Raw genomic sequence first — 12882 nt, 5'->3', positions numbered from 1 at the left:
TTGAACTGACGTCTTCATTTGGACTTTGCCGCAGCCTGGGGCACGGCAAAGCGGACTTCGACTCCAGGAATCGTCTTGGCCAGGGCGGTACCCTTTTCGATTCCCAGGACGCACATGGCCGTGGCCAGAGCATCGCTGGTGGTACAGTCATCGGCGATGACGGCGCAGGCGATGCTTTGTGTTAGGCCGAGACCGGTCTTCAATGAGAGGATGTGCGAGTAACGTGTGCCGTCGATTTCGATGAACTGATACAGATCTCCGGATGTGGAGACGGCGCGGTTGGCCAAAGTGATGGCGGTGAGGTCGTCCTCAGCTTCAGACCGCGCGAAGGTGCGCAGTTTGATTTCCCAGCCTGCCTTTCCAGGTGGGGCATCGCCGACGGCGGTATCGCCCCCGGCGATGACCACTGCCCGTGACAGGCCGTGCTGGCGAAGAACGCGCAGGCAGTCATCGGCGGCATAACCTTTCGCAATGCCCCCCAGGTCTAGCAGGGTGCCGGGTTTGAGGGTGATCTGCTGGTTCGGGGGATCAATCTGGATGCGGTGCCAATCGGTGGCCGCAATCGCAGCCTGGAGGCGGGGTGGGGTGGGCAGCTTTCCTTGCCTGCGGGTGCGCCGCCAAAGCTGAGTGAGATGCCCGCAGGTGGGGTCAAAGGCACCGTCTGTGAGCTTCGCGAAATGTAAGGAACGCTCCAGGAGTTCCAGCATCGGCGGACTGACCTTCACCGGGTAGGCGGCCTCCGGCGCGCAAAGGCGCATGAGCTCGCTGGTGGGATCGTAGTCGGTGAAAATCTGGTTCAGTTCGGCGATGCGGACGAAGCAGGCGGAGGTGGCTTTTTCGGCTTGCTCCCGGCTTTCGGCATAACAAGAAATGCGGAAAGTTGTGGCCATGCCAGGACCGCTGAAGTCGAAACGCTGCGGAGTGGCGGCTGAACATGAAAGCGCCCCGAATGCCAGGAGGCAGACGGGGCGCAGAAGGTTCATGAAGAACGTGCAGTTAGGCCACCAGGGTCTGGTCGCGAGAGGGGCCGACACCGAGAAGGCTGACACGGGCACCGGTGAGTTCTTCGAGACGCTTGAGGTAGGCCTTGGCCAGATCCGGCAGATCCGCAAAGTTTTTGATCTGGCTGAGATCCTGTTTCCAACCCTGGTGGGTTTCATAGACAGGTTCGCAGGCCTCGATGTCTTCGATGGTGCTCGGTGGGTAGTGGATGGTCTCCCCACGCAGCTTGTAGGCGGTGCAGATCTGGATGGTTTCCAGACCGTCCAGGCCGTCGAGGTTGGTGATGGCCAGTTCGTCGGCACCGTTGATCATCACGGCGTAGCGCACCAGCACCGCATCCAGCCAGCCGCAGCGGCGGGCACGGCCAGTGGTGGCACCGTATTCACGGCCCATGTTGTGCAGCATGTCGCCGATGTCTTCGTTCTCGGTGATGAAAGGGCCGGAGCCCACGCGGGTGGTGTAGGCCTTGGCGACTGCGACCACTTTATCAATCATGCGCGGAGGCACGCCGGAACCTGTGCAAGCACCGCCGGAGGTGGTGTTGGAACTGGTGACGAAGGGGTAGGTACCGTGGTCGATGTCCAGGTAAGTACCCTGGGCACCTTCAAAGAGCAGGCTCTTGCCGGCACGGATGGCTTCGTGGCAATAGACGGCGGTGTTGGTGATGTGCGGGGCCAGCACCTTGGCGGCAGCCAGCACGCTGGTAATGGTTTCTTCCAGAGGAACCTCAGCCACGCCAGCGGCGCGGAAGGTATCGTTGTGCATGAGGATGCGGGAACGCAGTTCTTTTTCGAGCTGCTCCGGACGGGTCAGTAGGATGGCACGCAGGCCACCACGCTCGACTTTATCCGCATAGGCGGGGCCGATGCCGCGACCGGTGGTGCCGATCTTCTTGTCGCCCAGCTTGGCTTCGCGGGCCTGGTCCAGGCCTTTGTGATAAGGCAGAACGAGGTGGGCGGTTTCGCTGATCTTGAGATTTTCAGGGGTAATCTTCACGCCCTGGGCGCGCAGCTTGGCCATCTCTTCCAGCAGGCCCAGGATGTCCATGACCACACCGTTGCCGATGACGCACATCTTGTCTTCCCAGAGGATGCCGCTGGGAATGAGGTGCAGGATGTATTTGGTGCCGTTGTTGATGACGGTATGCCCAGCGTTGTTCCCGCCTGCGGCGCGGACGACGACATCTGTGTGTTCTGTGAGGTAATCAACGATCTTACCTTTTCCTTCATCGCCCCACTGGGCACCGACAACAATGGTATTGGACATTACTTGAGCTTTTTCGCGGCGCATGGAGGCCGCATCCTTGTTTGGTTGTTTATGACAAAAATCCATTATGGCGGCAGGTCATGCCGCCAGGGATCGCGATTGAGCGATCACCGGACCGTGGATTATGCGGTCATCTGATTAAAGGAAAACGCCGCGTAGGCGCAGACGAGGAGGGCAAACACGCCCAGGGCGTAAAGGGGGCCGTAACCGTGGCTCTTGGGCTTCGCCTTCGGGCCAAAACCAGTGCGGCGACCACTGTCAATCTGCGTGGCACCGTAGCCGCTGCTGGACATGGTGCGGGAAGGGGCGGAGTAGGCCGGAGCTTCTTCGAAGTCGCCGACGAACACGCAATCCACGTGACCCAGCGTGAAGCTGCCGCCGTGGCCGAGCTCCAGGCGTTCGACACGCTGGCCATCGATCTTGGTGCCGTTGGTGGAACCCAGGTCGGTGAAAACCCACGCATCGCCCTCGATGGCGACTTCACCATGATGGCTGGAAACGGAGTCATGAGAGATGACGATCTGATTGTCATCTGCGCGGCCCAGCGTCATACGCTCAGCGGTCAGCTCAACTTCGCCAGTGGTGCCTTCGGGGGTGGTGTACTGAATTTTTGCCATAGCGTGGGAGGATTTAGCAGGCTAGCGCCCGACTGGCAAGCCGCAATCCTCAGGGTGGGGCAGGGGAATTTGGGCGGAAATGGGGCCGAGAGGCATCCGGCAGACCGTGTGTCGGTGACTTTGCGGCCTGGGTTCGCACTCGCGCAGGGGGCCGGAGTGTGCCAAAGAGGGCGTTGTGATACCCCCGACCTTCGTTTTTGCCACCTGCCGTCCCGGCGCTGAAGCCTCTCTAAAAAGGGAGGTGGCTGCTCGCCACGGGGGGCTGCTGACCCCGGCTTTCATGCGGCCGCAGCTCATCACCTGGAAAGTTCAGGGGGAGCTGCCCGGAAATTTCCGGTTGGGGGCGCAGTTTGCCCAGGTTTCCGGTGTTTCCCTGGGGATGGCCAAAACGGTGTTAGAAGTGGCGGAACGCGCTGCCCCGGCCCAGGCGGCTGTTTGGCACATTTTGCCTCGGGAAGTCCCGGAAGATGGGTCGGCTGCCGAAACCTGGGCACGGGTGGATGGGATAGAGACAGAAATCCGTGCCCTGCCCGATGGGCCCCAGAGGTGCCAGCCCAAGCCCGGGGACACCGTGGTGAGTGTGATCGTGGGAGCAGAGGGGGAACCGATGCTGGTGGGCTGCCACCGCCATCAGCCGGGCGATTTGGGCGATCCGGCAGCCTTGCTGCGTCTGGCCTTGCCTCCAGAGGCTCCCTCCCGGGCCTGGATGAAGATGGAGCAGGCCCTGGACTGGCTGGGGATTCAGGAAGACTTGAAGGGGCGGACCGTGCTAGAGCTGGGCTCTGCACCGGGCGGTGCATCGCTGTCCCTTCTCTCGCGCGGTGCCACGGTTTACGGCGTGGACACGGGTGCGATGGATGCGCGGGTGCTGGCGCATCCCTCCTTTCATCATCTGAAAGTCGCCGCTGGGGATCTAAGGCCAGGCATGGTGCCGGATCAGGTGGACCTGCTGGTTTCCGACATGAATCTGGAGCCCCGTGTGGTCTGCCAGTATGTGGAGAAATTTGCCTCTCGTTTGCGTCCGCTGGGGCTCATTTTGACCCTGAAAATCAACTCGGCCAAAGTCGAGGCCGAGCTTCCAGATCTCATCCACCGCATCCGTGACTGGGCCCCGGGCCCGGTCTATGTGCGCCAGCTCCCGGCCAATCGGCAAGAGGTCACGCTCGTTTCCTGGCAATAAAAAGCCCCGGGCATGTTTGGACACACCCAGGGCTGAAGTCAGAGGCTCGAAATCAGCCGAAGAGCTGCGTCAGCGGTTTGCCCTTGTCGGCAATGGTGAAGGGGCGCTTCGTTGACGAATAAAGCACCTGATCCAAAGGCAGACCTAGGGCATAGCCGATGGTGGCATTCAGATCTGGGATGGTGGTGGAGCCATCCACCACTTTGTCGCCTTTTTCATCGGTGGCTCCATAGACTTGGCCACCCCGGATGCCGCCCCCAGCCAGTACGCAACTGAACCCGGCAGGGTGGTGGTCGCGGCCATCGTTGGTATTGATTTCCGGCGTGCGGCCAAATTCCGTGGCCAGCACAATGAGGGTGTCATTCAGCATGCCACGGGCTTCCAGATCGCTGATGAGAGTGCTCATGGCGGAGTCCAGTTCGTCGCAGAGTTCCGGAACACGGGTGAAGTTGGCATTGTGAGTGTCCCAACTGCCAAAGCTGACTTCCACGTGGCGCACGCCATGCTCCACCAGACGGCGGGCCAGAAGGCAGCCCTGGCCGAAGCGGTCGCGCCCGTATTTTTCGCGGAGGGCATCGGGTTCGGCATCCAGGTCGAAGGCTTTCAGCTCCTCGCTTTTCATCATCTTCACGGCATCGTCGTACATATCGCTGTAGGCACGCACGTTTTTGACATCGTAGGTGGCGGCGAATTTTTTATCGAGTTGCTTTGCGATGTTCAGGCGGCTGGCAAAGCGTTCCTCGGTGAACCATTCGTTAGGCCGCACATTGGAGATGCCGCTTTCCGGATCATTGATCATCAGCGGGGCAAAGCGGGATTCAAAGAAGCCTGCGCCGGGGTGGCGGCTGTCATTGCCGATCATCACACTGCCGGGTAGCGTGGGATTGCCACGGTCCTGAAATTTCTGCAGCCAAGCGCCCATGGAAGGGTGGCGGATGCTGCTGCGCAGTGTGTAGCTGGTGTGCATGAAGTAGTTGCCCTGCTCATGCGCACCCTGGGTGGAATTCATGCCGCGGATGACGGCCAGCTTGTCCGCCTGACGGGCCAGGAGGGGGATATTTTCGCTGAGACGCATGCCATCCACCTTGGTATCCAGCGTTTTGGTGAGGCCCATGACGTCGCCGTTGTCAGGTTTCGGATCCCAGGTGTCCAGGTGGCTCATGCCGCCATTCATGTAGAGGTAGATGACATTGCGCGCGGTGGGCACCTGCTTCAGCGGGCTGGTATTTTCCCCAGGGATGGCGAAGGCCTTGCCGCCGAGCTGGCTCAGCGCGGTGACGCCTAGAAAGGACTGCGCTGCGCCAGCAATGAACTGGCGGCGGCCAAAGGGGGTAGAGGTGGGATTCATGAGGGGGAGCAGGGGGTGACTTGGCTTTCTACCGCCGAAACGAAGGCACATAATTCGACCTTGCAGAAATTTTCCGGCATTTCCAAGTGGTGGCCCCGATCAAGCCCTTCGCCGCACAATCCTCAGCGAATAGATACCGGAGGTTTTTTCCGACAGACGTCTCGGTTCTTTATCCGTCTCGGTCGGATCGTAGATGAGGTAATCCTGGCCTTCTTTGCCCACCACGATGACCCAGTGGGGGATGCCCATAGGCAGGAAGAACTTCACCACCGAATACTGCCCCGCCTCCAGGGCCCGGTCCATCGCTTCATGGGAGGGGCTGCTGAGAACATTTACCTCGATGCGTTGGCCAAAAATCTTGGCGATGGCAGACCACACCAGCCAGCCTTGGTCCGTGTAGCCGCCATTTTCGGCCAGGGCCCGGTTCAGGGTGGGGGGATCGGTCGTCTCTCCGAGATACTGGGCGGCACTGGCCACGCTGCACATTGCGCAGCCCACGCTCTTGATCGTCTCTGCGGTACGGCCCAGTTTCTCAGCGCCCCAGCGCGGATCATTTTGCCGGAAATGCGCTGCTTCGGCAGGTAAGCGGATGGACAGACTCCGCCCACCCCGCGCTGCGATGTGTGGGGCAGATCGTGCCTTCCACCACACATAACCACACAGCCCCGCGCCACCGATGAGGAGGGTCAGAAGAGCGATGAAGATGAGGCGTTTCATAGGCTGGCTGGCTAGGGTTTGTCCATGATCACGACTTCGCCAGTTTTGAAATAGTCTGCCAGCATTTGGTTAGGGCTGACCCAATGCCCGCCCACTCGGCATACATGTGTTTGAGCCTAGCAGGCATCTGCCTGGAGATATAAAACGCGAATCCAAGGAAGATGATGGGGCAGGCAGGAGTGCCCGCCTCACTTTAGATGGCAGACGTTTTCGCTTTCCGTCCGAAGAACCGTCTCCAGGCCAGGGCGAAACCGGTCCAGACGAGGAGGGCGGCGGAGAGGCTGCAGAGGGCGGCGAGGGTTTGACCCAAGAAACCGAAGAGCTCGCCGGTATGGAGATAACGTGAGTACATGCGCAGGCGGCGGCCCAGATTTTGCCGGGTGATGTCCTCGGGGCTTGGTAGCACTTTTTGTTGGGCGGTGTCGAGATTCAGCATGGTGCGCAGATGCACCTGACCCCGGCCGCCACGATCCACCATGATAGGGAAGGGGTCGCCCGCTTTTTGAGGCATGCGCAGGCTGAGGCTGGCCCAACCAGGAGTTTGTTCACGCGCCTGCTGCAGAAGTGGCGCAAGGCCGGTGAACGAAACGGGGGCACTGGCCATTTGGGGTCTGCCTTCACCACGAGGGCCGCCTTCACCACGGGGGCCGCCTTCACCACGGGGGCCAGCTTGGGCCATGCTGCCGCCTGGGGCTGCGCCTGGGCCACCTGCTTGGCGGGTGCGGGGCGGCGGTGGCTCATTTCCAGTGGCGCGGAAGAGGAGGTTGTTGGCCCAGGTGTAGGACATGATCAGTCCGGTGAGGATGATGAAGAGCATGGGAAAAGCGCTCCAGAAACCGAAGACGTTGTGCCAGTTCCAATCACGGGCGCGGCCTTTCAGTTTGCGGTTAAAGAGGAGAACGGCGCGCACGTTGGTCCAGCGCCAGTGGCGAGGCCACCAAAGGTAAATGCCGCTGGCCAGCAGGATGCCAAAAATGAGGGTGCCCGCGCCTGTGATGGCCTTGCCCACTTCACGTGGCAGGCCGGTGCCGGTGAGAAATCGGTGCCAGTCGGTGGCAGCATGGAAAAAGTCATGCCACGCATGGTTGCCTTCACCCAGAAATTCGCCGGTGTAGGGATTGGCAAAATAGGTGCCTTCGCGGCCCATGCTGAGGATGACAGGCAGGGCAGGATCTGCCTTCCATGTGATGCCGCTTGGCTTCAGATCCGGCTTGGTTTCATGCACCTTGGCCAGTAGGGTTTCGATGTCGAGATGGGTTGCAGTGGCGGTAGGCGGGGTGACTCGCAAGTCTCGGTTGGCCCAGTCCATAAGCTGGACTTCATAGGCGATGAGGAGGCCCGAGATGGCCATGGACAGAATGACGATGCCAGCAAGAATGCCGCTGATGAGGTGGGCCCAGAAGATGGAACGGTGAAACGTGAGATGCATGGGGAAAACGGGCGGAGGGAAACCTGGAGTGGGTCGATTGGTCGCAGATTATTTTTGAAAGGTGTGGGCTTGGACAAATTTACATTTCAGCCCATTGGCGGAGCAGATTGTGATACACACCGGTGAGCTGAACGCTGGTCTTTTCAGCCACGGGATTTCCGGCGAGTTCCTGGGCAAGGCGCTGGATGGAGAGATCGAGGTCAAACAAGAGTGACCTCTGGCCATTGTCGCGGATCATGCTTTGCAGCCAGAAAAACGAGCATACGCGGGCACCGCGAGTGACGGGAGTGACGTGATGCAGGCTGGTGGAGGGATAAAGAACCATGTGGCCTGGCGGCAGCTTCACGGTCTTCACTCCATAAAGGTCTTCAATGCAGAGCTCGCCCCCTTCATACTCTTCCGGGTCAGAGAAAAAGAGAGTGGCGCTGAGATCGGTGCGGATGCGCACAGGTGAATAGGGTATCTGGCGAATAGCGTTGTCCACATGCGTACCGAAGGATTGACCGCCCGCATAGCGATTGAACATGGGCGGCAGGATGCGCAGGGGCAGAGCGGCGGCGACGAAGAGAGGGTTCTGTGAAAGGGCAGCCAGGATCATGTCTCCCAGCTCCCTTGCCACGGGGCTGCTTTCGGGAAGCTGCAGGTTGTCCTTGGCTTTGGCGGACTGATAGCCCGTGGTGGTCTTGCCATCCACCCAGTCCGTGGCATCGAGCAATTGCCGAGCATGGGCGATCTGGTCTGGCGTGAGGACGTCTGGAATGGTGAGGAGCATGAGGGATGAGACGGGAAGAGGCCGGGGGCGAAGCACGCACTCGCGTGTCCTCACCCCCGGCCAGTTGCACGGCGGAGAAGGCTTAGAATTTGTAGCTGGCTGTGAGCGCGGCCGAGCGGCCTGCGCCTGGGACGAAGTGACCACCACCGACGCGGTCGATGTAGCGTTCGTCAGCCAGGTTGTAGACATTCAGACGGACGTTGAACTTGTCATTGACCTGGTAGTTCAGCATGGCGTCGCAGGTCCAGTAGCCTGGAGCCGTGCGGGAGGTGTTCGAATTGCCGTTCTGGCGGTCCCCCACATACTGGGCACCGAAACCGACCTGCACACGGAAGGGCAGATTGTAGGTGGTCCAGATGTTGAAGGAGTGGTCGGGAGTGTTGCCCAGGGACTGCCCCAGTTCGGCCACCACGAAGGAGTCACGCACTTCGCTCTCCATGTATGCATAACCAGCAAAGATACTCCATTTGTCAGTGATTTGACCGGCTAGGCCAAATTCCACACCTTGCACCACTTGATCACCCGCCAGCGCGGTACCCAGGATCGCGTCTGTGGTTCGGGCGTTGGTTTTCTCGGAGCGGAACAGAGCCGCGCTAAGGGAAAGGCGCTCGTCAAGGAGGTCCCACTTGGTTCCGAGTTCGTAGTTGCGGTTTTCCTCAGGGCTGAGCTGGGCGTTGGCGGCGGTCAGGCCCAGGCCTGTGTTCGTGTCAATGGAAGGGTTGAACGAGGTGCCGTAGGCAAAATAGATACTGCCGTTTTCAACTGGCTTGACGTTGATGCCTGCCTTCCACGAAATGAGGTCGTCAGAGCCACCAAATCCGGCCGTGCCATTGGGGCCGCGGGAATCATACTCCAGGTGGTCATAGCGGATGCCACCGCTAAGTTCCACAAAGCGGGTGATCTCGATAGTGTCGAAGGCATACAGGGAGAACGTGTCCAGGTGCGATTCGGCACCGCCTGGCAGCACTGGGCGGCCCCGGTAAATACTGTCGTTCAGATTTGGATCAAAGATATCCGTTCTATGAGGTGCAAGTTGGGCATTTGGAGTCGCCGCGTTAGCATTCACCTGACGTTCCCAGCTTAGCTCCATGCCAGTGACCAAGGCATGCTTGAGCAGGCCTGTTTCAAAGTTGGCAGTCAGGATCGTCTGGATGGACAGGATTTCCTGGGTCTGCTCGCGCGCTTGCAACTGACGGTTGAGGCTGCTGGTGTACTGGTTGCCGACTGTTGCCGGATCATTAATGGTCTGGCCTGGGTTGGCTGGATCGGGAATTTGAGCAGTAGGTACCGTATCAAAAAATCGAGGAGCCGTAATGACCGAGTTGCGATAGGTTCGTCCATATCGCAGGACGTTTCTCAGCTTGAGATCATCTGAGAAATCGTGTTCTAAGATAGCCGTTAGGATGTCACTCTGGACGTCTTCAAAGTCGGTGTTTTCACGGCCATAGAAACTGTCGAAGTCCACTGGGGGAGCTTGGTCACCGTAGTTATTCAGTCGTGTGCCGCTGCCGCTGAAGGTTCCATTGGAGGGCACCCACGGGATACCATAATCTGGAATGTTGTTTTCCGTCAGGTGCTGGTAGTTCAGGAACAGGCGGGTATCCGTGCCCAGACCCAGGGCCAGGGAGGCGGCAAGGCCATAACGCTCCTGGTTGGCGATGTCGCGCCCTGGGGTATCGGCGCTGTGGTACAATCCGTTCACACGCAGGGCCATGTGGTCAGAGATGGGCTGGTTGTAGTCCACCGTGGTGCGGTAGAGGTTGTCCGTGCCAAAGGATTGGGAGATACTGCCACCGCGCTGCTGGTTGGCCATTTTGGTGGACAGGTTGATGGACCCCCCTGTGGCACCACGTCCGCTGGTTGTGGAGGAGGGGCCTTTGGCCACTTCCACCTGTTCGGTGTTGAAGGGATCGCGGTTATACGAGCCGGTGTCGCGCATGCCATCCTGGTACATGTCGCCACGGGCGTTGAAGCCACGAATGGAAAGATTGTCTCCTGGGAGACCGCCGCCGCCTTCACCGGCCTGCATGGAGATGCCAGGGGTGTTGCGCAGCACGTCGCGGAGGCTGAATGCGCCCCGGTCTTCGATCACGGCCTTGGGAATCACGGTGATGGTCTGGGGAACATCGCGAAGCGGCTCCGTGTATTTCGGCGACTGGAGGCGCTCCGGCTTATAGAGTTTTTCGGTTTCGGCGGTGACGACGACTTCAGGCAGCTCGGCTGAGGCTTCGCCTTTGGGCTTGGTTTCCGGAGCTGGGGCGGGAGCCGCCGTCTGCGCTGCGAGGCTGCCGAGGAGACCGAGAGTGGAGGTCCAGGCAAGGCCCTGTGGCAAGAAGCGGATGGGGGAGGGAGTGAGTTTCATGAATTCGGGATAGACGTCTCGCGGGTGGAAACGGATATGAGTATCAGTCGCAATAGAGGCATATGCGAATAAGTCTCATCATCAATGACGTCAAACTCCTTTTTGAGATTTCGTCTCCATAGGTCGAAAAGTGTTCGATCCAAAGGGCGTGGCTAGCTGGATGGCGGTGTTTAACCGCCATTGAAGGATGTTTGAGAACTGAGGAGGTCTTGTCTTGATACTTCTGTGCCTTTCACGGCGGCCCTGGCGGTTCGTGGCATGTGCACTGCTTCGATGGATGCCTCCCCCCCGGAGCATCATTCCAAAAACAGACCTGTGCTGTTACGGAGAGTCCACGGCCTGATGCCGAGGGGGAGCGACGCCCTCTTATGAAAATCAGACCTTCTTTTCACCGATTCCTCGCGGGCCTTTTGGTCTATGTCGGCCTCAGTCTTCAGGCGGCGGCCCAAACGGCCACCTGGAATGGCACTGGCAGCGGACTATGGACGGAGACCGCCAAGTGGAGCTGGACTGGCACTGTGCCTGGTACCGCCCTGCCAGATGCGGCCACCTCCATCATTTTGAGCAATGGCGGTACGATCTCGCTCAAGGACAGCACGCAGTCGATTCTGGGATTGACCATGAACAATGGCCGTCTGGAAGTCACCAAGGAATCCACAGCCGGTATTTTGGGAGTGGGTGGGGCCATCATCTTTAGCAGTAATGCCGGGACGAGCAGTTCCATCCTGGTGGATGGCCTGGGCAGTGAGCTCAACAAAACGGGGACTACCCAGCTTCATCTGGGCAGCTCTGGCACGGCCACGATGACGGTGAGCAATCAGGGCAAAGTGACATCTTCAGGCACCATCCATGTGGGGCTGGGAAACAGCGCCGGTGTGGGCACGGGCATTTTGAATGTGAACACACAGGGCCAACTCATCACGACGAGCACCTTCATTCTCGGCTATCGGGGGAACGGCAGCATGAATGTGGAGTCAGGCGGTTTTGTGAAGTCGCCCAACGGGTTTATCGCTGGGTATGGGCAGGATGCGAACCGCGTGCAGGGCACCGCCGCCGTGAAGGTGAGCGGCACTGGCAGCAAGTGGGAGGTGGGCATCCTGTATGTGGGCCACACAGGCACGGGATCCATGACGGTGGAGGACAATGGCGTGGTAGCTGGCAGCAGCACCGCCGCGATCGGCTTTTACAATGCTGGCAATGCGACAGGGGCCACGGGCCCGCCGCCCCTGACGAAATATGGCACGGGAACGGTGACCGTGAAAACGAGTGGCCAATGGCAAAGCACCGCAGTGAGCATTGGGACAACCGGGGGCACTGGGACCCTGAATGTAGCCAGCCAGGGGCGAGTGAATGTGAATGGGGGGACTGGGACGATCACGGTCGGCAGCACAGGGGTGATGAACATCGGTGGCAATCCGCTGCTGGATGCCGCTCCACTGGCCCCTGGCATTGTGTTTGCCGGGGCCATCAGCGGCGGGGGATTCTTCGGCACAGCGCTGAACTTGTACCACAGCGACTTTTCCGGTGGCTATCACCTGACCAAGAGCGGTCTGTCCAATGGTGAGCATGTGGCGCTGACGAGTACGCTTAATCTCAATGTGCTGTCAGGAAGCACAACATTGATCGGTGCCAATTCCCTTTCTGGAGCCATCACGGTGGGTGGCCTGGCGGAGACCCCCGCCCGGCTGGTGGCGCGGCATTCGCAGGCACTGGGCACTGGCCAGATCACGGTTAAGGAAAACGGCACGCTGGAAATCGCCCCCACCCTGTCCATGGCCCTCATGGGCACCCTGTCCCTGGAGGGTGGCGGTGCTTTGTCCCTCAAGGTCAATCCTGCCGGTGGGGAGTTTGCACCTCGGCTCAATCTCTCAGGCTGGCTGGATGCCCTGGTGGATGAGGGAGAAAAGATCACCCTTTACCTCAGTGGTGGTTCGGCGATTGAAAATCCAGAGCTGTATGACTGGACCTTTCTGACCGCCCAGCAGGGCATCTATGCCGATGTGACCCATCTCTTTGAGGTGGTGTCGGATGTTCCTGGCTTCTATGTCTTCCAGCGGGAGGACAGCCTGGTGCTGGGGATGACGAGCCTCGTCCCGGAGCCCGGTCGTCTTTTCCTCTGTGGACTGGGACTGTCCTGCCTGGTGCTGCGTCGCCGTCGTGGGGGCATCTGATTCCGGCATTTCACTCGT

Annotated in this window: 10 protein-coding genes; 2 read left to right on the top strand and 8 right to left on the bottom strand. The window is 59.8% G+C overall.

Features of this window, described 5'->3' with window-relative positions:
• Positions 1–14: 14 nt before the first annotated feature.
• From ABEB25_RS20420 to ABEB25_RS20410, 3 genes are all read right to left on the bottom strand, one after another.
• Positions 15–983 (bottom strand): FAD:protein FMN transferase, encoded by a 969-nt coding sequence (locus tag ABEB25_RS20420; protein ID WP_345738295.1) that lies wholly within the window; start codon positions 981–983, stop codon positions 15–17.
• A 13-nt stretch (positions 984–996) separates the two neighbouring features.
• Complete coding sequence (locus tag ABEB25_RS20415; protein WP_345738294.1) at positions 997–2268, bottom strand: adenylosuccinate synthase; 1272 nt, start codon at positions 2266–2268, stop codon at positions 997–999.
• 122 nt (positions 2269–2390) lie between these two features.
• Positions 2391–2885: an FHA domain-containing protein gene (locus ABEB25_RS20410; RefSeq protein WP_345738293.1), complete on the bottom strand. Its 495-nt coding sequence runs from the start codon at positions 2883–2885 to the stop codon at positions 2391–2393.
• A gap of 241 nt (positions 2886–3126) precedes the next feature.
• On the opposite strand from ABEB25_RS20410, the gene ABEB25_RS20405 reads away from it, so the two are divergent.
• Positions 3127–4065, top strand: a complete 939-nt coding sequence (locus tag ABEB25_RS20405; RefSeq protein ID WP_345738292.1) for an SAM-dependent methyltransferase — start codon at positions 3127–3129, stop codon at positions 4063–4065.
• A gap of 52 nt (positions 4066–4117) precedes the next feature.
• On the opposite strand, the gene ABEB25_RS20400 is transcribed toward ABEB25_RS20405, so the two are convergent.
• The 5 genes from ABEB25_RS20400 to ABEB25_RS20380 form a co-directional block, all read right to left on the bottom strand.
• Positions 4118–5413: a DUF1501 domain-containing protein gene (locus tag ABEB25_RS20400; protein ID WP_345738291.1), complete on the bottom strand. Its 1296-nt coding sequence runs from the start codon at positions 5411–5413 to the stop codon at positions 4118–4120.
• A 99-nt stretch (positions 5414–5512) separates the two neighbouring features.
• On the bottom strand, positions 5513–6130 hold the full coding sequence (locus ABEB25_RS20395) for a cysteine peptidase family C39 domain-containing protein (protein ID WP_345738290.1): 618 nt from the start codon (positions 6128–6130) through the stop codon (positions 5513–5515).
• A 193-nt stretch (positions 6131–6323) separates the two neighbouring features.
• Positions 6324–7559 (bottom strand): PepSY-associated TM helix domain-containing protein, encoded by a 1236-nt coding sequence (locus ABEB25_RS20390; protein WP_345738289.1) that lies wholly within the window; start codon positions 7557–7559, stop codon positions 6324–6326.
• A 79-nt stretch (positions 7560–7638) separates the two neighbouring features.
• Entirely contained in the window at positions 7639–8331 is a 693-nt protein-coding gene (locus ABEB25_RS20385; RefSeq protein WP_345738288.1) for a Fe2+-dependent dioxygenase, read from the bottom strand.
• 82 nt (positions 8332–8413) lie between these two features.
• Positions 8414–10693 (bottom strand): TonB-dependent receptor, encoded by a 2280-nt coding sequence (locus ABEB25_RS20380; RefSeq protein ID WP_345738287.1) that lies wholly within the window; start codon positions 10691–10693, stop codon positions 8414–8416.
• Positions 10694–11061: 368 nt separating this feature from the next.
• Between ABEB25_RS20380 and ABEB25_RS20375 the strand changes: the two genes are divergently transcribed.
• Positions 11062–12864, top strand: coding sequence for a PEP-CTERM sorting domain-containing protein (locus ABEB25_RS20375; RefSeq protein ID WP_345738286.1), 1803 nt, complete (start codon positions 11062–11064; stop codon positions 12862–12864).
• Positions 12865–12882 lie beyond the last annotated feature (18 nt).

Source organism: Prosthecobacter algae, from assembly GCF_039542385.1.
Taxonomy (GTDB): domain Bacteria; phylum Verrucomicrobiota; class Verrucomicrobiia; order Verrucomicrobiales; family Verrucomicrobiaceae; genus Prosthecobacter; species Prosthecobacter algae.
Note: the sequence above shows the minus strand (reverse complement) of the source record. Positions and strands in the feature narration are given on the sequence as shown.